Source organism: Pedobacter duraquae, from assembly GCF_004362245.1.
Classification (GTDB): domain Bacteria; phylum Bacteroidota; class Bacteroidia; order Sphingobacteriales; family Sphingobacteriaceae; genus Pedobacter; species Pedobacter duraquae.
The window spans coordinates 815,207-838,845 of the sequence record NZ_SNWM01000001.1; the positions used below are offsets into that span (position 1 = coordinate 815,207).

Annotated in this window: 18 protein-coding genes and 1 riboswitch; of the genes, 6 read left to right on the top strand and 12 right to left on the bottom strand. The window is 42.2% G+C overall.

The window, feature by feature from the left end:
* Positions 1–204 carry a sulfur carrier protein ThiS gene (gene thiS / locus CLV32_RS03630; protein WP_133552469.1) on the bottom strand — a complete coding sequence of 68 codons (204 nt, stop codon included), beginning with the start codon at positions 202–204 and terminating at the stop codon, positions 1–3.
* A gap of 71 nt (positions 205–275) precedes the next feature.
* Positions 276–369, bottom strand: a riboswitch (TPP riboswitch).
* 248 nt (positions 370–617) lie between these two features.
* Here thiS and CLV32_RS03635 point away from each other — a divergent pair.
* Genes CLV32_RS03635 through CLV32_RS03645 form a run of 3 tightly spaced genes read left to right on the top strand, consistent with a single transcriptional unit; the run spans position 618 to position 4,794 of the window.
* On the top strand, positions 618–2,090 hold the full coding sequence (locus tag CLV32_RS03635; RefSeq protein WP_133552472.1) for an ankyrin repeat domain-containing protein: 1,473 nt from the start codon (positions 618–620) through the stop codon (positions 2,088–2,090).
* A gap of 4 nt (positions 2,091–2,094) precedes the next feature.
* Entirely contained in the window at positions 2,095–2,586 is a 492-nt protein-coding gene (locus tag CLV32_RS03640) for a DUF2271 domain-containing protein (RefSeq protein WP_133552474.1), read from the top strand.
* 12 nt (positions 2,587–2,598) lie between these two features.
* Positions 2,599–4,794: a PepSY domain-containing protein gene (locus CLV32_RS03645; protein ID WP_133552476.1), complete on the top strand. Its 2,196-nt coding sequence runs from the start codon at positions 2,599–2,601 to the stop codon at positions 4,792–4,794.
* Here the strand turns inward: CLV32_RS03645 and CLV32_RS03650 are convergent.
* From CLV32_RS03650 to CLV32_RS03665, 4 genes are all read right to left on the bottom strand, one after another.
* On the bottom strand, positions 4,791–5,786 hold the full coding sequence (locus tag CLV32_RS03650) for an FAD:protein FMN transferase (protein ID WP_208110945.1): 996 nt from the start codon (positions 5,784–5,786) through the stop codon (positions 4,791–4,793). The two genes, CLV32_RS03645 and CLV32_RS03650, sit on opposite strands and share 4 nt — an antisense overlap.
* 110 nt (positions 5,787–5,896) lie before the next feature.
* Positions 5,897–6,469 (bottom strand): YceI family protein, encoded by a 573-nt coding sequence (locus CLV32_RS03655; RefSeq protein ID WP_133552478.1) that lies wholly within the window; start codon positions 6,467–6,469, stop codon positions 5,897–5,899.
* A gap of 91 nt (positions 6,470–6,560) precedes the next feature.
* A complete protein-coding gene (locus tag CLV32_RS03660; RefSeq protein ID WP_133552480.1) occupies positions 6,561–7,286 on the bottom strand; it encodes a hypothetical protein in 726 nt (241 codons plus the stop codon).
* Between the two features lie 10 nt (positions 7,287–7,296).
* Positions 7,297–7,857, bottom strand: coding sequence for a hypothetical protein (locus CLV32_RS03665; RefSeq protein WP_133552481.1), 561 nt, complete (start codon positions 7,855–7,857; stop codon positions 7,297–7,299).
* A 111-nt stretch (positions 7,858–7,968) separates the two neighbouring features.
* Between CLV32_RS03665 and CLV32_RS03670 the strand changes: the two genes are divergently transcribed.
* Positions 7,969–10,287, top strand: a complete 2,319-nt coding sequence (locus CLV32_RS03670; RefSeq protein ID WP_166641870.1) for an ATP-binding protein — start codon at positions 7,969–7,971, stop codon at positions 10,285–10,287.
* Here CLV32_RS03670 and CLV32_RS03675 read toward each other — a convergent pair.
* Complete coding sequence (locus CLV32_RS03675) at positions 10,271–11,317, bottom strand: LLM class flavin-dependent oxidoreductase (protein WP_133552486.1); 1,047 nt, start codon at positions 11,315–11,317, stop codon at positions 10,271–10,273. The two genes, CLV32_RS03670 and CLV32_RS03675, sit on opposite strands and share 17 nt — an antisense overlap.
* A gap of 132 nt (positions 11,318–11,449) precedes the next feature.
* Here CLV32_RS03675 and CLV32_RS03680 point away from each other — a divergent pair, with 132 nt between their 5' ends.
* Positions 11,450–12,673, top strand: coding sequence for a PQQ-dependent sugar dehydrogenase (locus CLV32_RS03680; RefSeq protein WP_133552488.1), 1,224 nt, complete (start codon positions 11,450–11,452; stop codon positions 12,671–12,673).
* A gap of 6 nt (positions 12,674–12,679) precedes the next feature.
* Here the strand turns inward: CLV32_RS03680 and CLV32_RS03685 are convergent, their stop codons facing one another.
* The 5 genes from CLV32_RS03685 to CLV32_RS03705 form a co-directional block, all read right to left on the bottom strand.
* The gene (locus CLV32_RS03685; RefSeq protein WP_133552490.1) at positions 12,680–13,234 is read right to left on the bottom strand and encodes a histidine phosphatase family protein; all 555 of its coding nucleotides are present in this window, start codon (positions 13,232–13,234) and stop codon (positions 12,680–12,682) included.
* A gap of 108 nt (positions 13,235–13,342) precedes the next feature.
* Entirely contained in the window at positions 13,343–15,784 is a 2,442-nt protein-coding gene (locus CLV32_RS03690) for a glycoside hydrolase family 3 N-terminal domain-containing protein (protein WP_133552492.1), read from the bottom strand.
* Positions 15,785–15,821: 37 nt separating this feature from the next.
* Positions 15,822–17,933 (bottom strand): beta-galactosidase, encoded by a 2,112-nt coding sequence (locus CLV32_RS03695; protein ID WP_208110946.1) that lies wholly within the window; start codon positions 17,931–17,933, stop codon positions 15,822–15,824.
* A 17-nt stretch (positions 17,934–17,950) separates the two neighbouring features.
* Positions 17,951–19,420 (bottom strand): glycoside hydrolase family 30 protein, encoded by a 1,470-nt coding sequence (locus tag CLV32_RS03700; protein ID WP_133552494.1) that lies wholly within the window; start codon positions 19,418–19,420, stop codon positions 17,951–17,953.
* 12 nt (positions 19,421–19,432) lie between these two features.
* On the bottom strand, positions 19,433–21,670 hold the full coding sequence (locus tag CLV32_RS03705) for a TonB-dependent receptor (RefSeq protein ID WP_133552496.1): 2,238 nt from the start codon (positions 21,668–21,670) through the stop codon (positions 19,433–19,435).
* Between the two features lie 218 nt (positions 21,671–21,888).
* Here CLV32_RS03705 and CLV32_RS03710 point away from each other — a divergent pair, with 218 nt between their 5' ends.
* Positions 21,889–22,626, top strand: coding sequence for an NUDIX hydrolase (locus CLV32_RS03710; RefSeq protein WP_133552498.1), 738 nt, complete (start codon positions 21,889–21,891; stop codon positions 22,624–22,626).
* Positions 22,627–22,628: 2 nt separating this feature from the next.
* Here the strand turns inward: CLV32_RS03710 and CLV32_RS03715 are convergent, their stop codons facing one another.
* Positions 22,629–23,594, bottom strand: a complete 966-nt coding sequence (locus tag CLV32_RS03715; protein WP_133552500.1) for an alpha/beta fold hydrolase — start codon at positions 23,592–23,594, stop codon at positions 22,629–22,631.
* Positions 23,595–23,639: the final 45 nt, after the last annotated feature.

The window sequence follows — 23,639 nt, forward strand, 5'->3', positions numbered from 1 at the left end:
TTATCCGCCTTGTGTGGCTCTAATAATTAGGATTTGATCGTTTGATTTGATCAGCTCAGATGACCAGGATTTTTTTGGGATGATAACCTCGTTAATAGCAACGGCAATGCCGGATTGCGATAAAGGCAATACGACATTAAGCATCTGTTCGATACTGCATACATCGGTAACCTGATACGTTTGGTGGTTTACGGTAATTTCCATTCTGTAGCTAAAAAAATAATCTTTAGGAATGGCCCCGTATGGAGGAAAGAAAAAACAACGCGCACGACGACACCGTTGTTGTCACTTTTCCCTTCGGCAGTACTAACTGCATCAGGTTCAAAGGGTATTATCTCAGTCCATATGTGGACACCCCTAAAGTTGCTGTAAATTTATAAAAATTATTTAAACTCCTAATTTTATTTCAACCTAATCATGATTATCCGGAATAATGGCAAATCCACCTGATAATTAAATCTATAATGCTTTTTTAATAAGCTAAATTGTTTGTGACAATTTGAAATTAATCTAAATTAGGCTTCTTATTTAAAATCATTCTTATTAGATTTGCCCCTATCTAAGATTCTGCATAAGCAAATCGATAAAATATTAACTCCTACTCCTATAACCGAATTATGAAAAAACTTTTCATTGCCGCATTCGTTCTATGTGCTTTTGGTGCTCAGGCTCAAAAAAATGCATTATTAGACCAGTCATTCTGGAAAAACCAACCCAATGTTGCTGCTGTCCAGGCAGAAATAGCTAAAGGCGCCAATCCTGCCGAAACTACCAGTAACATGTTTGACCCTGTGGTATATGCCATCAACTCACAAGCTCCAACAGAATCCATCAAATTTTTATTGGATCAAAAAGGAAACGATGCCAATAAAATTACGCACGACAGCAGAACTTATATTTTCTGGGCGGCTATGCGTGGCAATACCGACGTTATGGAATACCTGATCAGCAAAGGGGCAAAAACAAATATCATGGATAGCCATGGTGCTACCCCGCTAACTTTCGCTGCAGGTAGTCAGGCCAACACCAAAGTATACGACATCCTGATTAAAAATGGCGTCAATGTTAAAAAAGACGTAAACAGTGATGGTGCCAATGCATTAATGCTTTCTGTCGCTAATGATAAAGACTTTGCATTAATGAACTACTTTGTTTCCAAAGGACTCGACATCAATGCTGTTGATGCAAACGGTAATACCGCCTTTGCTTATGCAACCAGAACAGGAAATATAGAGCTATTGAAAGCACTGGTACAAAAAGGGGTAAAATATAACGACAACGCATTTTTATTAGCCGCACAGGGAGCACGTGGTGCCGCAGGAGGATCACTTGAAACATTTCAATACCTGGAAAGCCTGAACCTCAAACCTACGGTAATTGGTAAAAATGGAGAAAACGTACTGCACGCTATTGCACGCAGACCGAAACAAGCTGAATTGATTAACCACTTCATTGCCAAGGGTGTCGATGTGAACAAAGCCGATAATGATGGTAATACACCTTTTATGCTGGCTGCTGCATCTAACACAGACCCTGTAGTGATCGAATTATTAGGTACTAAGATAAAAGACATCAACATTGCCAACAAAAAAGGACTTACTGCATTAGCTATGGCCGTACGCAGCAACAGCCCTGAAGTTGTTAGCTTACTGATTGCTAAAGGTGCAAACGTGAATGCTGTTGATGCAGCTGGCGATAACCTGGGCTATTATGTAATTCAATCTTACAGCCCACAACGTGCTGAAGCATTTGAAGCTAAAGTAAAAATTCTGCAGGACAAAGGTCTGGATATGGCCGCTCCTCAAAAAAACGGCAATACTGTTTATCACCTTGCCGTAGCGAAAGATGATATGGCGCTGATCAAACGTGTTGGATCATTCAACGCAGATATCAACGGTAAAAACAAAGAAGGCATGACAGCACTGCATAAAGCAGCTCTGATTGCCCATGACGATACCGTGTTGAAATATCTGATCGCTTCTGGTGCAAAAAAAGACGTTCTTACAGACCTTAAAGAAAGTCCTTTTGATCTGGCCAGCGAAAATGAATACCTGACTAAAAAGAATGTATCTGTTAATTTCCTAAAATAATATCATGCGCAATTTCTATAAAATCTGCTTTTCCCTACTTTTAGTACTTTGTTTACCCCGCATTTCAAATGCACAGACTGCCGGAACCACAAAATACAAATGCCTGGTTCAAATGACCAATTACCTCGGTGAAGGTGCTTACATCGCCGTTTCTCTGATCAACCCTAAAGGGGCTTATGAGAAAACCCTTTACGTAATGGGTTCTGATAAAAAATGGTACAAAGACATCAAAGAATGGCATAAATTTTATTCAAAAAAACCAAGTAACATCAGCGCGATTACCGGTGCGTCAATCACTGGTGGAGATAGAAGTGTAACCGTATTGGAGATTGAAAACTCCAAACTGAACGCAGGTTACTCTATCCGCTTTGAAGCTGCTGTTGAAGATAAAGAATATCATGTTAAAGACATCGAAGTGCCTTTGAGTACTGAAGGTCTTTCAGGGAAAACAGAAGGTAAAGGCTATATCCGCTACGTACGCTTAAGTTCGATATAAGCCTGTAAATCTATGACAATTTCGATATGGAGATATAGCCACCTAGTATTGGCTATATCTTCTTTTCTGTTGCTTACACTCGCATCTGTAAGTGGTATCATTCTTTCTTTCGATCCTGTTCTTCAAAAAACACAACCCTACCGCGTCGCTAATTTTGATCAAATCAGTCTGGCAGAAACCCTGCCCGTACTCAAAAAAGAGTATCTCGAAATAAGTGAACTCTCTGTTGACGCAAATCAGTTTGTCACCCTCAAGGGTACAGATATGGATGGCAAGAACGTTTCAGCCTATATCGACCCGCTAACGGCAAAAGTACTGGGGAAACCAGAGAAAAAAACCGCTTTTTTCCAATGGGTAACTACACTGCACCGATCATTGTTCCTGCACGAAACAGGTAGGTTTTTTATCGGCATCACTGCATTTTTGTTATTTCTTATTGCAACATCGGGCACCGTCCTGATCTTGCAACGCCAGCGAGGCATCAAGCACTTTTTTAAGAAAATTGTTAAAGAAAGTTTCGCCCAATACTATCATGTTGTTCTTGGCCGCCTTCTATTAATCCCCATCCTGATCATTTCCTGCAGTGGAACCTACCTATCCCTTGTTCGCTTCAATGTGATCCATGAAAAAAAGATCAGTCATAAAATAGACTTCGATAGCTTAAAAGAAGCGCCTGAAGTCAAACTGACGGATTTCAGCATTTTCAAAAAAACAAAGCTATCTGACGTCCAGTCTGTAGAATTCCCTTTTTCAGAAGATGTAGAAGATTATTTCCTGCTGAAATTAAAGGATAGGGAAATTGTTGTAAATCAGTTTACCGGCGAGGTTATCGATGAAATCCCCTACCCACTAACTACAATGATGGCCACGCTGAGTCTGGATCTCCATACCGGGCGTACCAACATCCTTTGGGCACTTGTCCTGGCGCTTGCCTCTGCCAACATATTGTTCTTCATTTATTCTGGATTTGCCATCACGCTAAACCGCAGAAAAAACAGGATTAAAAATAAGTTCAAGAGCGACAAGTCCCAGTACATCATTTTGATCGGATCAGAAAACGGCAGTACGTTCAAATATGCGAACGCCCTTCATGAGCAGATCCTTAAAAGCGGTGCCACATCCTATGTTGGCGAACTTAACACGTATACCGTTTATCCCAAAGCAGAGCATATCATCATCCTTACCGCTACATACGGCCTTGGTAATCCACCTACTAATGCAGGTAAGTTCCTGGCACTTTTGGAAAAGAAACCGCAGCTTCAGCCCGTTAATTTCTCAGTATTGGGTTTTGGCTCACATGCTTATCCCGACTTCTGCAAGTTTGCCTACGAAGTTAACAATCACCTTTCTTTACAGAAATGGGCTGTACCATTAACAGAAATCCATACTGTAAATGATAAATCTCCTGATGATTTTAAGCTTTGGCTGGATGTATGGTCACAAAAATCTGGACTACCAATCAACATTGCCCCGGAACTGCTTGCGTCAAAACCAAAACGCTTAAAACAACTTTCAGTCATTTCAAAAACAGAGATCAGCCATGAAGACGGTGCTTTCCTGATTCGATTAAAACCCGCTGGGAGAACAACTTTTACTTCGGGTGATTTGCTGGCCATTTATCCGGCAAATGACTACCGGGAGCGCCAGTATTCTATCGGCCGCGTCGCTCAGGATGTACAGCTCAGCGTGAAGCTGCATAATAACGGACTGGGATCAGGATTTCTATATAACCTGCAGCCTGGAGATACCATTAAAGCACGTATTATCGGCAATAGCCACTTCCATTTCCCTAAGAAAGCTTCAGCGGTTATCATGATATCTAACGGGACGGGCATCGCGCCATTTCTCGGGATGATCGCTCAAAACACCAGAAACGTACCTTGCCATTTATATTGTGGATTCCGTGGAGCCTCATCTTTTGAATTATATCAGAAAGGGATGGATAGCCATATTGCTCAGCAACGACTCACTAAGCTCAACGTCGCTTATTCCAGGGAACAGGAAAAACAATATGTGAAGGATCTTTTACACCGCGACGGATTCTTCATTGCGAAGACATTAAAAGAAAATGGAGTCATCATGATCTGCGGATCGCTTGCCATGCAGCAGAATGTAACCGAATTCCTGGAAACGATCTGCCAGTCCGAAAATGATAAAAGCCTCAGCTTTTACCAGTCGCACAACCAGGTATTGATGGATTGCTATTAACTTCTAGCAGGCTTGAATTTTTTCAAATCCAGATTATCAGAAGAGAAAAAATGCCCATCATCAGTAATTAAGATGCAGGATAACTCAGGATAGTTTTTAATGAGCCTGAGACCTGCTTCTTTTCCAAGAACCATGATCGACGTGCTAAAGCCATTTGCCATTTCCGCACTCGGCCCAAATACGGTAACGCTGCATAATCCCGTGGCAGGATATCCTGTATGCGGATTGATGATATGCGCATACCGCTTACCATTAAACTCTACAAATTTCTCATAGCTGCCAGAAGTTACCACCGCACCCTGACGCAATGGAACAACAGCAACCAGCTGATGGTCATCAAAAGGATTGGTGATTCCGATGTTCCATGGCTTTCCGTTAGGTTGTTTCCCCCAGGTCGCCATATCACCAGAGCCGTTAACAATTCCCGCACGAATGCCTTTCCGCAACATCATCTCCCGGCATTTGTCGGCCGCGTAGCCCTCCCCTAAAGCGCCGAAACCAATTTTCATTCCCGGCAACTTTAAAAATATAGTAGATTGCTCCCTATCGACAATAATATTCTTGTAGCCCACTCTGGCCACAGAGTTCTTAATTGCTTCTTCAGAGGGCATTTCTGTCATCGACCCATCAAACTTCCATATCCTGTCCATAGAAGCGAAACTCACGTCGAAAGCCCCACCGGTAATTTCAGAAAGTTTAAGCGCCCGCTCGGTTAGCTCAATAACTTCGCGGTCCACTTTTACAGGAGCTATTCCGGCATTTTTATTTACCTGAGATACTTGCGATGCAGGGATCCAGTCTGAAATGAGATTTTCAATACGCGTTATTTCTGCAATTACGGTATCTATATTGCGCTCAGCAGCAGCAGTATCTTTCGCAACAATGCTAATATCAAAACGTGCTCCCATCAGCTTCGCCGTTCTCGTGCGCAAAGACTGCGCAGAACAGGTCGAACAAAGCAGGAACAGCGCTATAGCAGGAAGAAATTTCATAGTCCAATTTTAACTATTTCTATCGGTAATAGGAGGAATAAAATGTCATTTGACACAAAAAAGCTGTCAGGTTTTTACACCCAACAGCCCTCTCATTCTAACCAGTAAAATTATTTAGCCTGTACAAACTCCAGGTTCAAGGTAATTTTAACGTCTTTAGCTACACCCATTCCGGTTGGGTCGTATTTGATATTGTAATCTAACCTGTTGATGGTTGTTGTCGCGTTAAAACCAGCCTTAACATTTGACTGTTGATCTTTAGCAGTACCGCCATAAACAACATTGAAAACAACATCTTTCGTTACATCACGTATTGTAAGTTTGCCGCTCAGCGCGTAGTTACCATCTTTAACTTTCTTGAAAGAAGTACTAACAAAAGTCATCGTTGGAAATTTTGCAGCATTGAAAAAATCATCCGTTTTCAGGTGGTTATTTCTAGGTTCAACGTCTGTATTGATACTGTTTACATCAACAGTAAAATTAATTTTTGCATCGGTAAGGTCTGCCTTTGCTGCATCAATTGTACCTTCAAATTTCTTGAAAGAACCATCAACAAAAGAAATACCCATGTGCTTCACTTCGAAAGTAACGAATGAATGCATTGGATCTACTGACCATTTAGTTTGTGCAAAGGATGCTGCGCTTATAGAAAGGGCAAGCATGAATAAAAAAATCTTTTTCATAATATCTGTCTTGATTTATAAAAGCAAAATTAAACCTATTTACTTCCACCAAGATTGATGTAGGATAAGAAATACACTTTTCGAATTTTAGCTAGCGCAGCGGTTCATAAACTGCAATTTTATGTACCCCCGGATAAAAATGAACCTCATAACGTACATTTTGATTATCCCTCTTGATCAGACTGCGCACATGACGCTCTGTGTAATCATGGACCTCTATCGTATTTCCTTTTTTAAGATAACCATTATTGATCATTTCGTCAATTTCCAATGGACGAACATGAATACAGCCATGAGACTCACCTAGCTGAAAAGGAACCTTCCTTGTCGTGCTTACCTCATCGTATGGGGTAGTATGTATAAAATCACCCATAATCCGTTCTTTTCCATTCATACGTCTGTCATTGTTCAGATCCTTGTAATATTTAACCGAGATATGCCCAAAATCATTAAATATCCATCGTTCCGGAAAGCCACCACCTGGCTGCAGATCCTGGTAATATCTCGTAATCAGATCGACAACAGCCTTTTGGTTTTTCTTATATTTCCCCCACTCAGCATTTACATCAGTAAGTTTTGTCCATACACCGCGGTATTTCACAGAAACCACATCACCGGTTTTTTTTAGCTCTGATCCCCACGCAATGCCAGACCACATCACATACTTACCTCCACTGATATGCTTTTCTATAACACCGATAACATACCGCCCAGCCCTGGTAGGATCCTGGGAATGGCCGTCGGCCCCCATTATTTTTTGAGTCGGACCTCCGTGGGCATCAAATTCCTTAATTTTAATGAGTGATTTTTCAGGCATTTTTTCGAATCTATTTTTTCTTTAAAATAACTATTGTTTCAACACGTGCTGAAGCTTCCTGGTTTGCTCCCGACCGTATCGTAAGCTCCGTTTGTTTATCAAACTGCGTAAAACGTAACGGCAATGGATCTTTAGGCATTGGGAAATCTTTTGGTAACGAGTCGGGCTTACCAAAATTCTTGATGATCGTGCCAACAGTCGGCCTGGCAGCTGATGCGGGTGGAAGTAATAGTATAAGTTCTGCCGGCCCTTTATCGCTGCCTGCTGTGACAGAAACCTGGATTGAGTCTGGTCGCTCATGTTGCCCGTCATAAAGTGCAAGCGGCAATTCAGCAGCATATTGTCTGTTAATTGACTTGATGTGTTCAGTATTAAATTCATTCATGCTCAAGCCTACCACCTGTTTCAGGTAATCCATAAATGGATCACTGTGTTTAGACACAACAACCTTTTCAGCAGACAAAGGCTGCTCAGCCGCTGTATTTCCATTGCATGCAATAGCCAACAGGACTATGCTAAATAGCAACATGCTAAGGCAATAACGTCTGGATGAGAGAATAATAGAGTTCATACCAACATGGGCTCAAAAACCAAACCATATTTAAAAAGATTGTTAAAAACCCCGATTTGCTTTTCGACCACGCACTTTCTATATTTATCCCTTCATAAAAAACACTACTTAATGAAGTCCCAGTCCCACCGGTTTACCAATGAAAAATTATTGGAGATTCTCTCACTGTCACAAAATGCGACAGCAATTTACACTGGCGAAGAGAGTATTATACAGAGTGCCAATGATGTAATGATCGGCTTTTGGGGTAAAGATCGGAGTGTGATTGGGAAACCGCTGGGAGAAGCTGTTCCAGAACTCGCAGGCCAACCTTTTCTTGACTTGTTAAAACAGGTTTGGCTAACGGGAGTTACCCACGAAAGTAAAGATGCAGTAACCCAACTACTGGTTGATGGCAAATTGCAAACGTTTTATTTCGATTTCATATACCGTGCGATAAAAGATCAGAATGGAGAAATCGACTGCATCTTACATACCGCTACTGATGTTACTGAGCTCAATCTTGGCCGCAATATGATCGCGCACGCGAAAGAACAACAGGAGGCATTAAACCGTGAACAAGTACTTAATGAAGAACTGGGTGCTGCAAATGAGGAGCTTGCTGCAGCCCTGGAAGAATTAAGTGCTACCAATGAAGAACTTCAGCAAACACAGGAAAGTCTGCAAGTACTCAACAGGGATTTGGAAATTCGTGTGGAAGAGCGTACTAAAAAAATCATTGATCTTAACCAGGAGCTGGAAGCATTTAACGAAGAATTAAGGGCATCAAATGAAGAGCTTGTTTCGACAAATGAAGAGTTATCTGAAAGCAGAATGCATCTGGAACGATCCCTGGATGCATTAGCCGCCAGCAATTACAGGACACAGTCTATCATCGAAAGTGCTCCTTTTCCAATTGGCGTTTACACTGGTCGTAACATGCGGATCACGTTCGTAAACAAATCAATCATGGATGTTTGGGGTAAAGGCTATAACGTTGTTGGTAAATTATATTCCGAAGTCTTGCCTGAATTGGATAATCAGGAGGTTTATGCGCAATTGGATGCTGTATTTACGACAGGGATTTCCTTTGAAGCCAGAAATCAACGGATAGATTTAGTTGTAAATGGAAAAATGACAATTTTCTATTTCAACTACAACTTTACCGCACTGAGAAATGAATCCGGAGAGATTTATGGTGTGATGAATACTGCCGCGGATGTTACTGATGTTGTCTTATCTAAATTACAACTGGAAAAATCAGCTACTGAATTGGACCTGTTAAATAAGGAATTTGCAAACATCAATGAAGAGCTGGCAGCAGTAAACGAAGAGCTTACAGCTTCAAACGAAGAACAGGCCTTAATCAATGATCAGCTTACAATATTGAATGACAAATTAAAAGTTAGTCAGGATGAACTAAATTTGGCGATAGATGCTGCAGGAATGGCTACATTTGACCTTAATCCCATAACGGGAAAATTCAAGGGAAATGACCTCATCAAATCCTGGTTCGGACTGCAGCCTGAGGATGAGATTGAATTACAAAAAGCTACAGATGTAATAGCTGAGGCTGACCGCGATAGGGTTGTCGCAGCGATACAAAATGCGCTAAATGCTGATTCCGGTGGTAACTACGACAGCCATTATTCTATCGTAAATCCACATACGCAGGAAGTCAAAACTGTCAGGGCAAAAGGTAAAGCCCTGTTTAATGATAAGCAGGAAGCAGTTCGTCTTAGCGGTGTGCTACAAGATGTTACTGAACAGATGAAAGACGAACAGCGGAAAAACGACTTTATCGCCATGGTTAGCCATGAACTGAAAACACCGCTCACTTCGTTAACAGCCTACATACAAATTCTACAGGCCAAAGCAAAATCTAATGGGGATAATTTTGCCGCAGGAGCGCTGGAAAAAGCCAGCAACCAGACGAAAAAGATGACCACTATGATCAACGGTTTCCTCAACGTATCCAGACTGGAATCCGGCAAAATACATATTGAAAATCAACATTTTGACATGGCACTTCTCGTGGCAGAAATTGAAGGAGAAACCATTCTTACAGTGAGCAGTCACACGGTAATATTCGCTCCTGTGGAGGAAACTTTTGTGAATGCCGACAGGGATAAAATTGGTCAGGTGATCAATAATTTTCTAAGCAACGCCGTTAAATATTCACCTGCCGGAAGTACTATCAATGTAGCCTGCACAACAGTAAACAATCAGGCGCAAATTTCTGTGCGTGATCAAGGTAACGGCATTAAGCCAGAAGATCAGCAAAAACTGTTCGAGCGCTACTACCGTGTCAAAGACCAACCGGTCAACATTGCTGGCTTCGGAATAGGATTATATCTCTGTGCAGAAGTTATTCAGAGACATCACGGAAAAATCTGGGTGGAAAGTAAAATTGGGGAGGGCTCAACATTCTCTTTCAGCCTCCCCATGTAACTGCTAACGCTTTTCTTACTGCAGGAGCAATCTCTTTACCAAAGACTTCTATAGACTTCATCATGTCTTCATGTGAAGGATCACCTACGTCCATGTGTCCGAGAAACCGGGTGATTCCAAACAATTCATGCATATATAGAATTTTTTCTGTTACCTCGGATGCATTGCCGATAAACAATGCACCGTCTTTTGCACGGCCGGCATTGTACTGCATTTTTGTGTACGGAGCCCAACCACGTGAGGCTCCCACCCTGTCCATTTGCGAGGCATAGTTCTTAAAATACCCATCGGTAACTGCCATCTCATTACTTACAAAGCTGTGCGAATGTATCCCGATCTGCATGTTAGACACGTCATGCCCATTTTTAATATATTCCTGTTTGTAAAATTCGACCAAGGGCTGGAATTGCTCCGGCATGCCACCAATGATGGCCACGATTAAAGGCAAGCCTAACCTGGCCGCCCGCAGTACCGATGCCGGTGTTCCCCCAACTGCGATCCAGATAGGTAACCTTCCATCGTTTGTAGCCCTTGGCAGCACTGTTTGATTGATCAGCGGCGCACGCAGCTGCCCCCTCCAATTCACAACTTCGTTGTTATTAATAGCCAATAATAAATCTAGTTTCTCTTCAAATAACTGATCGTAATCTTTCAAGTTGTATCCATACAGGGGAAAAGACTCAATAAAACTTCCACGCCCCACAGCAATCTCTGCTCGTCCGTTGGAAATTAAATCCAGCGTAGCAAAATCCTGATAAACTTTAACTGGCTCCGCAGAACTTAACACGGTAACGGTACTCGTTAACTTTATATTTTTGGTGATGCTTGCCGCCGCCGCCAGCATAATCTCTGGCGATGAAACAGCATAATCAGGCCTATGGTGTTCGCCAAGACCGAATACATCCAATCCAACCTCATCAGCAAGCTTGATCTGCTCCAGAATCTCCTGCAGCTTTAATTTTGCTGACCGCGGTTTTCCTGTCGCAGCATCAAAAGATAAATCGCCAAACATACCTATACCTAATTCCATAATTTATGTGTTTTTATATGTTACAAAAATAAATCTTTCAAAAACCGCAAACCTTGATGTATGATAATTAATGTGGATGTTGTGTCTGTCAGGTGAAAGATGTAGCTTTAATTTATCAAACAACCAACCTTCATGCAACTAGCTATATTCAAAAGAAACCAAGTGCTTTGCCTTGCGTTCTTGACCTCCACTGTATTTGCCTTTAACACCAGTCAGGCTCAAACGGCCTACCCTCCTGTAGAAACAAAGCCTGCAAACACGACATACAAACCTGCTTTTGCCGGACAAACGCGTATTGGTGGCGTAAAAACAAAAACCCCACTCAATTTTACCCTAATCAATAAGTCTTTGGATCACCCTTGGGGAATCTGCTTGTTACCCGATGGGCGTTTCCTGATCTCTGAAAAGATGGGAACCATGGCAATTGTGACAGCAGATGGTAAAACAGTAAAAAAGATCACCGGTTTGCCGGCAGTGGTACCCGCCGGTCAGGGTGGACTGCTTGACGTAAATATTGATCCGCAATTTACCACAAATAGAATGGTATACTGGGATTACTCAGAACAAACTCCGGAAGGTACGCTGTTAGCGGTAGCCAAAGGTAAACTCGCTGCCGACGAAAGTAAAATCGAGAACATCCAGGTTATCTACCGTGCTACCCCTGCTTATAAAGGAACACTCCAGTTTGGATCAAGAATCGTATTTGATAAGCGTGGAAACCTCTTCATAACTACTGGTGAGCGCTCGGGAATGGATATCCGTATGCAAGCTCAGGATCTGAAATCCGCATTGGGCAAAGTTATCCATATCACCAAAACAGGTAAGGCTGTTGCCGGAGGCCCTTTCGCTAAAACTCCCGGAGCAAGACCCGAAATTTATGCCTACGGCCTGCGTAGCCCCGAAGGTCTCGCGATTAATCCCGCCACCGGCGAATTATGGGAATCGGAATTCGGTCCCAGAGGAGGCGACGAAATCAATATTATCCGTGCGGGAAAAAATTATGGCTGGCCTGTAGTAACCTATGGAATTGAATATAGCGGACAAAAAGTTGGCGATGCCATCCAACAGAAAGACGGTGTTCAACAGCCAGTATATTACTGGGATCCGGTAGTTTCACCAGCGGGAATAGTGTTTTATAACAGCAACGTTATCCCCGAGTGGAAAGGTAATCTTTTTGTGGGTGGATTAAGCAGCACGCATATCGCCCGACTCGTACTTAAAGGCAATAAGGTTGTTGGCGAAGAACGACTGCTTCAGGATGAAAAAGAACGCTTCCGTGCCCTCGCAGTAGGTAAAGATGGTGCCCTATATGCAATTACCGACAGCGGTAAATTTTACAGGATCTCAAAAAAATAAAATGGACTAAAAGCTGCATCCTGCAGCAGGCCTGATTCCTTCAGCATCCTTACTCAGCACGGGTTTACCCGTGCTGAATGAGACGATCCACATGCTGTCGTAATCATTATCCAACCACGTTAAAGACCCTGTTTTCTTCATTCCCAGCTTCTTCAACATCGGCTGGATGGAATTATGATCCCATACAATAATCACTATACCGGCCTCTTTCAATAGGGCATCGCCCATAGCGCCGGGATCCTCCTCAGTATATTTAGAATTGATTGCCAGGTTATATTTAACGGCAAAGGGCGTAATCGTCTGCAGCATGCGCATACGTTTAGTGGTCTTCCCGAGATTCAGCGCCGGAACGTAAATGGCAGAAGGCTTGCCAAACTTCTTCATCAACACAGCTGGCAGTTGAAGCGAACGGTTTAAACCCTGACAACTTAAATTATCACCGTCGGCAGGCTTTTCGGCATGCCTGATGAAGACTAATTTAAGGTCTTTACTTTGCGCCAGACCAGCATTTGAGCTGATCGCAAGTGCAATTAATAAAATCGCTGTGCATATCTTGTTCATGAATGATTAACGTAAATACTGGTTAAAGGTTCTTTTTAAACCCTAAACATATCAAAAAACGCCTTGCAGTTATGAAAACCACAAAACGCCTTTTAAAAGAACGAATTATTATTTTGCTTTCAGCTCATTAACAGGGCTGGTCAATGCAAACGATTTATGTACCTTCTCAACTTCTGTTTCCTTGGCTAAAGAAAATACAGCTGTTTTTTTGATATCTAAAGAAGATGCACCAATAGCTACAGTATAACTACCGGCCTCAGCCACCCATGCACTCCTGCTCTCCATAAACGACGCCAGGTCTTTAGGGCTCAGTGTTAAATTGATCGTTTCAGATTCCCCCGGTTTCAACAGCTTCGTTTTCGCAAATGCCTTAAGCTCCGATGCTGGCTTATCCAATTTTTCATGCGGTGCAGAAAGGTATAGCCCAACAACTTCTTTTCCTGCAACCTTACCAGTGTTCTTGATCGTTACCGTAGCACTAAGCTTTCCATTAAAAACGGTACTACTTAACTTAAGATCTGAATAGGCAAAACTGGTGTAAGAACCTCCAAATCCAAATTCATAAGAAGGCTTAACTTTGAAGGTGTTAAAGTAACGATATCCCACATAAACACCTTCAGCATAAGTCACATTTTCTGGATTCGCTGCTGGGGTACCCAACCAGTTTTTAGCTGATGGCGTGTCTTCATATTTCACCGGGAAAGTCATCGTCAATTTTCCCGAAGGGTTTACCTTACCAGAGAAAATATCCGCTACTGAATTTCCACCTTCCTGACCCGGCTGCCATGATAATAAAATCGCATCTACTTTGTCCTTCCAGCTCGCCGTTTCGATCACTCCTCCTATGTTCAAAATAACAACAACCTTTTTGCCCTTAGCATGAAATGCTGCACTAACTTTGTCAATCAGTGACACTTCGTCTGCTGCCAGATTAAAATCATTAGCAACATTCCGATCACCTCCTTCGCCAGAATTTCTACCCACAGTAAGTATCGCAAGTGCCGATGAAGCCGCCTTTTGGTCGATCAGCTCCTTGCTTAGTTCCAATTCCGGTAATCTTTCCGGCAAAGCCAGGATCCCGCGTTTCTTCCGGCTTTCCAACTCAGCAGCTTTTTCTTTGGCAACAAATGGCGTGTACATGGTTTTTAACTCCTGATCAACAGTGTAGCCAGCATTGGTGAGTCCATCGATTAAAGAAACAGTATATGCCTCATTAACATCGCCACTCCCTGTTCCTCCGGCAATGAAATCGTAAGATGTTACACCAAATGCGGCGATGTCTTTCCCTTTAACTGTATATGGCAATAAGTTATTGCTGTTTTTCAACAGCACCATTCCTTCTGCTGCCGCTGCACGTGTTACCGCAGCGTTCCTTTTCAGGTCCGGCTGATCGGTATACTTATATTTCAGCGCAAGCGGCGATTTAAATACCAGCTCTAAAATGCGGGTCAGGTTACGGTCTACTACTGCTTTAGAAAGTTTGCCGCTTTTCATACTTTCAAGAATCGCTTTTTTCTGTGCAGGCAAGCCTGGCATCAGCAAGTCGTTTCCTGCATCAAGTTGTTCAACAACATTGCTGGTACCGTTGGCAAGGGAATTAAATCCCGCATATCCACCAAACCAGTCTGTCATCACTATTCCCTTAAAACCCCATTCATCGCGAAGAATATCTGTTAAGAGATCTTTTCTAGCCGATGTATATGTACCGTTGATCAGGTTATAAGATGACATCACTGTCCAGGGTTGTGATTCCTTAACCGCAATCTCAAAACCTTTCAGGTAAAGTTCACGCATCGTTCTTTCTGTAATATGCTCATTGATAGACAAACGGTTTGTTTCCTGATTGTTCGCAGCAAAATGCTTGATAGACGTACCAACGCCGTTAGACTGGATGCCATTCACCATAGCAGCGGCTATTTTCCCGGCAATCAGTGGATCCTCAGAGTAATACTCAAAATTCCTTCCACAAAGGGGATTTCTCTGGATATTAAGCGCAGGTGCCAACAATACATCTACGCCGTATTCCTTAACTTCATTACCCATCGCTTTACCAACACTTTCTATCAACTCAGTATTCCAGCTCGAAGCCAAAGCAGTACCAACAGGAAAAGCCGTGCAATAATAAGTACGTTTATCGTTATCCCGGATAGGCTTAATCCGTAAACCTGCAGGCCCGTCAGCCAGGATAATTCCCGGAATTCCTAATCTGTCTACCTGATAAGTGATTCCTGCTGCTCCCGGAACACGCCCTTCTACCGCACCAACTACGGGCGTTAAACCATCAAAACCTGGCATCCCGGTACCCATCAACATCGACGCTTTTTCTTCATCCGTCATCTTACTGATCAGATCAACAATGCGGTCTGCCAGCGGCAAGCGTGTATCTTCGTATTTATCTAATTTGCCATTTCCGTTAAGGTCTATAAACTGCAGACCGTCAACAACTAAATTCTGGCCCGTCGCTTTAACAGCCGACTTCCAGCTCGACAAAGAGAGAACCATCGCACCCGATAGTAGCACGGCCGCGGTTTTTTTAATGTGCTTTTTCATTTTATTATTGGTTAAAGGCGACAAACGCCATCATATATTAATTAACTGTAGCTTTTTCTTCAATAATCTTTAAACCCCAGGGCTCCAGGGATACTCCCGCCCCTTTTGGAGTTTGTTGCCCGGAAATCAGTTCTTTCCCATTGCCATGCGGATAATCAAAAGATTGTTTCGCCGCCGAATAGTTGAAATAATAATGGATAACTTTTCCTTGTTGATTGATTCCTTTTTTTGTGATCAATGGAAAAGATAATTGTTGATCTGCCGACCATAGTCCTGCCGACTTAAGCGCTTGCTCCATAATCTTGTCTAACAACTTAGCGCCAGGCATAAACCCCACATAGGTGGCCGTACCCTTACCAAAATTGTTCTGCGTAATCGCAGCATATTTTCCCCAAACTGGATGCTCATAACCCGCAAGCACCTTCGCCGTTCCCGGTGTAATCAGCTCCATCCACTTTTGTGGTTTGTTGTTTTCCTGTCCCACCTGATAAGGATCCCCCTTCAAACTAACGTTCTCCGGAAAGGTGAATTGACTGTAGCTTATGCCGCAGGCTTCATTAATTAATCCAGGCTGTTTGCCAGATCGCACTTTTACATTTTCATCTGAAAAACCACTTTTAAAAGTATAAACGATGTTACCTCCTGCCTTAACATATGCATTTAAGCGATGTAGCAAACTGTCGGATGCCGCATACAATGCAGGCACCACTAGCAACTTGTATTTCGAAAGGTCTTTTACTGAAGGATCCACAAAGTCCACCCCAGTATTTGTCCGGTATAAAGCGTCATAGAAGGGACGTAAAATATCATTGTAATTTTCCGTTCTACCCCAGCCAAAAGAAAAAGCATTAAAAGCAGTGAGCGCCTCATTGCTAAATAAGATTGCCACCTGATTATCGATCTTTAGGTTCAGCAATTCCGGACTAAGTTTCTTAAAATCCGCACCAATAGTTTTTGCTTCCTCATAGGTGGGATTAGGTTCAAAATCGTGACTCAGCAAACCCTTCCAATAGGTTTCGGCCGAATTGTGAATAGAAGACCAATGCCAGTATTCCAGCATTGAGGCACCTGATGCAAGATGGCTAAATGCCTGCAACCTTAACTGTCCAGGATACGGTGTCCACTGAGGAAAACCCTGAGCCTCAGTTTCTAAAACAAAATAAGGAAGCCCCCCTTTCATAGACCGGCCCATATCGCCGCCAAAAGAAATCTCATTCCCAGTAAGTTTGTCTTGTGTAGGGTGATAAATATCTACCCCTGCAACGTCCATTGCTCTGGCTGCAGCAAAATGATCTACATCCGGCTGTATTCCATACGAAAAATTACGCCATTCAAAATCAAAGTTCTGCGTTACAAACTGATCCTTACGCTTATATTCCCGCACAATTGCAGCCTGCCAGGCTAAATAATCCGTAACTTCTTTCCGCTGAAATTTGGCAAACTCCGCATTCAGGCTAGCATTGATACTCTGATTCGCAGTGCCATTTACAGGTGGAAAATCCTCCCAGCTGTTGATCCTGTTGCTCCAGTAATCCAATCCGAATTTCTTATTAAGGCTATCCAGATTAGGATACTTCTTTTTCATGTAAGCCACAAATAACTTCTGCACGCCTGGCCCACTGGTTCTATATGCTTTGGTCTCGTTATCCACCTGATAGCCAATGATGGCAGGATGGTTTTTAACATGCTCCATAATTTTACGGATTACCGTCTCAGCATGACTCCTGAAATCCACATTAGTGATATCCATATTCTGACGTGCACCATATTGGTTCTGTCCTTGTGGTGTAACGGCGAGTATTGCCGGGTATTTCTTAATCAGCCACGTAGGAACAGCGTAGGTTGGTGTTCCTATCACCACCTTGATCCCGTTTTTATGCATCGCATTCAGTACGCGGTCAATATGCGAGAAATCGTACACTCCTTCTTTCGGCTCCAGTGTACTCCAGGTCGACTCCGCAATCCGAACAACATTGATGTTCGCATCCTTCATCATTTTGATATCCTGATCTAAACGATCATATGGCAAGTACTCTTCGTAATACGCGACGCCAAAAAGCAGCCGATCTGCCTTATAGGTTTGCGCTGATAAACTGCTGTAGCCAAGCATCAGCACAGCTGCAACCCTTAAACTTGAAATCCAGTTCATATTTCCTTGTTTATTTGTTAGCCTTTAATAAGTAATGTGTTAAAAGAATCACCTTTCAAGGTTGCTGAAACAGAAAATCCACCGATTTTAATGTTCACCTTACGGTCAGTAGCGGCTTCATTATGTACAAGCACTACAACGCTCTTGTCAGGATTCCGGAAAGCAATAATATTTTTGTCCAGTCCACTAGTCTCCAGATATTTCGCTCCCGCTTTCACATAATGACTAAAATGCTTCATCAGGTAATACTCGTAATTGTAAGTGTATGTCTTTGCTTTTTCGTCAACTGTAATTAATGAATTCTGATACCATCCCCAGGTGCTTTTTCCGCCTACCGGTAAAGACAGATTCCAGTATTCGTAGGTCTTTACTCCATTATTGAGATATTGCTGTAATAGCGTCCAGGAGTACTTAGCGTATGCCCAGTCGTTCAGCCCATTGCCACATTCATGCTCCGTTTGATACAACGGCAATTCCGGATAGCGCGAATGGATATCTCCAATGGCCATTTTACCATCCCATTGAAAACCAGCACCCTTGATAAAGCCACCACTTTTTTCAGTCGTTAATACCGTATCTACTAATGCAGGGTTACCCTTTTCTACAGTTCCCATAAAGATGTCAACGCCAAGTTTATTCATCTCCGGGCCCAGATAACTCACAAAATCCGAAAGTCCTTTAGCGGTCCATGTTGCACTTGGAAAGGTTTGTGGCGAATTAAATTCATTCTGCGGCATCACCATAGCGATCTTAATACCCTCATTTTTATAAGCCTGTATAAATTTCGAGAAGTAACGGGCGTACGCCTCGAAATACTGGGGTTCCTGAATGAACATATTGGTTCCTGCCTTCCCTACTTGATTTGGCTGAATGCCATTGTCAAGCCCGGCAAAATTAAAACGTAAGTCCCTCCAGGCAGTCACCCCGTTTTTAGGAAATGCCGCACCAGCATAATGTTTGTTGTATTTCATCCATTGCGGCGGAGACCAGGGAGATGCCCAAAGTTTTAACTCCGGATTATATTTCAAAGCAGACTTGATAAATGGAATCAGGGTTTCTTTATCGTTATCAATACTGAAATTCTTCATTTCAAAATCACCGGCCGTCTCATTATACGAATACCATTGACGCGAAAAATCATTTGCGCCAATTGGCATTCTGAAGACTGTAAAATTTGCGCCAACACCAGGTGCAAACAGTTCTTTGAATATGCTGCTCCTGTCGGTTGCCGAAAGTGCACTCAACGATGTCCAGCCCAATTCATTAAAACAAGCGCCAAATCCCTCTATCGTTTGCCTCGGCTTTTCTGTAAATACAGTCGCATCAGCAACACCGTCCCTGGAAATTTTCGAATCTTTCTGAACTTCCCATTTTGCAGTGGCAGTTGTGCTTACCCATTCCACTTTCTGGGCTTTGGAGGTTAGAGAGCCTGCAACAGAAATAGCTAATGCTATAACCAGGCTGGCACGTGTGTAATTTGATCTCATATTTATATTTGGTTAGAAATGGAAATTTAAGGTTCCTTCAACAGTGAAAGGTCTAATATAAGAACCATTTAGGATGGTATTATAATAAGATGAAGGATCTGTAATCAGTTCAGCACCAGAGATAGTGCCTGAAGCGCCGCGCTGATTTAATGGATTTACCACAGTAACCCCAAAATCGAAGTTTTTATTGATTTTATAAGTCGTGCCGGCAAAAGTTTCCCAACGACTTTTAAAATAAAGTACATTGGTCAGATTGGCAAACTGCTTACTATAATATCTTAAGCTTGCCCAAAACCTGAACTTGTTCATGGTATAGCTCGGATCGATTTCCATTAATGTTTTAGAGATACCCAATACATTTTTACCATTGTAATCATAGTTGTTGCCAAAGGCCCCGAAAGTATAGTTCTGGTAAATCGGATTCTGCAGCGTGATCAGATAATGAAGGCTAAAGTTTTTGAATGGTGTTGTTACAACATCAGTTGTCCAGCCAATGGTTTTGATGCCATAATAAACTGTTGTTGAGGTAGCCTGACTACTATTAGCTGGGTTTACCAGGTTTAAACGCGTTAGGTTGTTGTTTTGTGTGAGATAGTTTACGGACGACACAAGACTGAATTTATCGCCATTGAGGTATAATCCAAAGCTACCATACGGCATTTTTGTTTTAGCCAGATTAGGTACAACAGCACCAGAATAACTTTCTAATTGTCCATTCTTCTCGGTATAAAGCAACTCGGCAATCAGACCGAACTTAGGTGTTATTTTGTACACCGCATTTACATCTAACGAAGTGTGAAACCAGTCGTGGTTTAACGGCGTCGTAGGATAATTACCCAACACAACGCCATCGGTCCGGTCTTGTGTACTGTAATTACCATTTATCTTGTGATAGCGCAGATTTAGTCCATAGGTAACAGATAGCCGGTCAGACACTGTCCAGTCGTCAGAAAAGAATGCAGCAAGTTTATTCTCATAACCGTCATGGTATTCACTGCCCACATTATAATAATAAAATCCGGCAGCATCGGTATTTGAAGCACCACCGCCAGGGGTATTCCTAAACAGCTGAGCAGGATTAGGCCCTACTTCCTGATAATAAAACGTTCTGTTTGAAGTGAATTTGTCAACATTATAATAAGATTCTGTTAACCCAACCCGCCAATTATGCCGCGCTGTTTTATTTACTAAATCCACCCTCGCCATTGCTGTTTGAGTGGGTACATTTGGACTGTGCATACCCAAAACAGATTGTACATCGCCTGTATATTTCGATCCGTTTGCATACGTAAACTGATCATTTGCAGCCTGGCTCAGCGTGGCTAATGGAATAGTATATAACTGCGTCGCCTTTGCGCCATGGTAGCGGGCATTAAAATTAAGTTTCCAACGGTCACTCACCTGGTAGTTCCCGGTAATGTCGATAGTATTTGTTGTGGTATAAGCATCATCTGCCAGACTTACATTTTTGTAATCTCCAGTCAACACATCTTTAAACCTCAGCATTCCACTATTGATAAAATAAGAATCCCGGCCAATTCTGAAGTTGGCCAGCTCTTCTGCATTTCCACCTTCCTGATAATTGAAAATACTATAATTGGTTAAAGACGCAGATTTTGTATGCTTATATAAAAGATTAACTTCCCCTTTTTTAAAGTGTTTGCTAATCCCTGCCCTGTAAATTTGTGTTTTGTCTACATATTTAGCAAAACCGAGGTCGTATGTAGAAGGATCAAAATTTTCATATACTCCAGCTGTATAATACCAGCCATCTGAAATCTTTCCAGATACACTCAAATCACCTTTTAACCAGCCAAATTGATTCGAGGAAAGTGTACCAAAAACCTCAGTTTTATCGGACCCGGCCCTGCTATAAGAATTAACTGCAAATCCAAGTGCACCTTGAGTAATAGCAACTTCTCCAAGTTTTAATAAACCTGTTTGTCCCAGACTTACACTTTGTCTCCAGCTTGATGTGGGTAGTTCAGGCCAGAAGAAATGTACAACGGGCATGTTATTTTCCAGAATTGTTATTCCACCCACGCTGGAAGGCAGGCCGATATTTACCTCCCTGGGGCCGGTATTATTGGCGGCATTTAACATCACATTTCTGTTTTGCTCCTCTTTGTTTGAAGATTTAGCAGGCTTGACTTTAACGGTGTCAGCAGTGTTTTTTTTGTCTTGGGCACGAACGCTCATGGTAAAGCATCCAGAAGCCCCAAGTAAGAGGACGAGTAGTTTCTTGTTCATAACAGCAATTTCAATATCTGGCTTAGAAAAGTAAAAGACCTTTACTTTCTCATTGTTTCATTATGAATCAATAGTATTATATTTTATTTACACTTGCAAATAATTATTTTAGTCCTATTATTGCTAACTCTAGGCAACCGGTTGCAGAAACAGTGTTTAAACAATTAAAAAGAGGCATTATGTGGTCAGAATAGTCCACATAAAAAAATAAGAGTTTGATGAAAAAAGACGATAGGATTATAGAACTAAGCAAGATATTCTGGGAAAAAGCTGTTCCGAGTGTATCGATAGATTGCGTGGTATTTGGATTTCACAACGATTCCTTAAATGTACTATTGTTAAGAATGAAAGGAGAAGAAGCATGGATGTTACCGGGGGGGTATCTATTCAAAGACGAGTCTATGGAAGACGCCGCGCGACGGATTCTTTATGAACGAAGTGGCGCAGAACGAATCTTCCTCCATGCCTTCGGCATCTTCGGAGGACTAAACAGATCTGAATCTTTTTTCGATGCCTACGATGATACCCTTTGGCACAAGCAGCGTTTTGTTACTGCCGGTTATTATGCACTGGTAGATCAAACTGCCGTGACACCGGCAATAGATGAATTTTCTGATCGTTGTGAGTGGCTTCCTGTTGATCAGCTTCCGGCTATGTTAATGGACCATGGATTAATCGTACAAACCGCTTTAACAAGTTTGCGCGAGCAACTCAGCCATAAACCTATCGGCTATAATCTTTTGCCGGAAACATTTACCATGCCTGAGCTCCAATCGCTCTATGAAACTATTTTGGGAGAACAGCTTAATCGTGGTAACTTTTACAGAAAAATCATGAGGTACAATATACTGATCAAGCTGGATGAACCGCGTAAGGGCGGTGCACATAAAGCACCTAACTTATATCGCTTCGATGAAGAACAATATAAAAAAGCGCTAAGTCAGGTATATTGGTAATCTTAGTTAAACTTCCCAGGTGTAAAGTCCATCATGTCTTCAACTTCGGCATCTTTCATTGATAAAAAACGAATGACAGCACTGTTGAAATCGTCTGGGATCTCGACAGGAGCATAGTGCGTTGCTCCCTTAAAAATCAACAATTTGCCATTTGTAATCTCCTTCGCTATGTAGCGGGTATGTTTCTCCAGAATCATATCTTGCTCTCCCGCCATCACAAGCACCGGTGCCTGAATATGATGCAGGTCATCTGTAGTGACATGTGGCTCTTGTAAAATCATAGTATAAAGTCTGACCGTCGTCTTAGCCTTTGGATCAGATGATTTTTTCAGCTGATCCAATTGCTTTGCAACCTCATCGAGGATATGCCTCGGCAACGCCTGTTCGGTAGGCTCCGTATTGGCTCCCATGGTAGCAAGCCTGTGTACATAAGACGGGTATTTATAAGCCATAATCAATCCGGTATTCCCACCATCGCTCCAGCCTAAAATATTTACTTTAGGAATGTGCAGACTATCAAGCAGCGTTTTCATGTCCTCTGCAAAAAGATCGTACGACAGTGCGCCAGTGCTGGTATCTGTACTTTTACCTTGTCCACGTGTATCAACAGCGATAACCTTATATTTTTCCGAAAATACTTTAATTTGTTTCTTGAACGCTTTGATGGATTGATTGTTGCCATGCAATAAGAGCAATGGGGCGCCTTTTCCATATAGCTCATAATAAATACTTGCATCCTTTACAGATACCCTCCCACTTGCCAAAGCATTGTTTCCATAAGGGATGGATGGTTTAAGTTCTGGGTCCCAATCATTCTTTAATCCCACTTCACTAATTGGCTTTCCATCAATTTTACCTGTCAATACTTTTTCAAAATCAAGGTTGTAAAGCGTATCAGGATACAGCGATTTATTTTGTGAGGATGCAGTTCCCACCCCACACAGCAGGATAAATAGTAATAAGCGCATGGTCGTTAAGTTTTCGTCTAAACTAATACTAACGGTACTCACTAT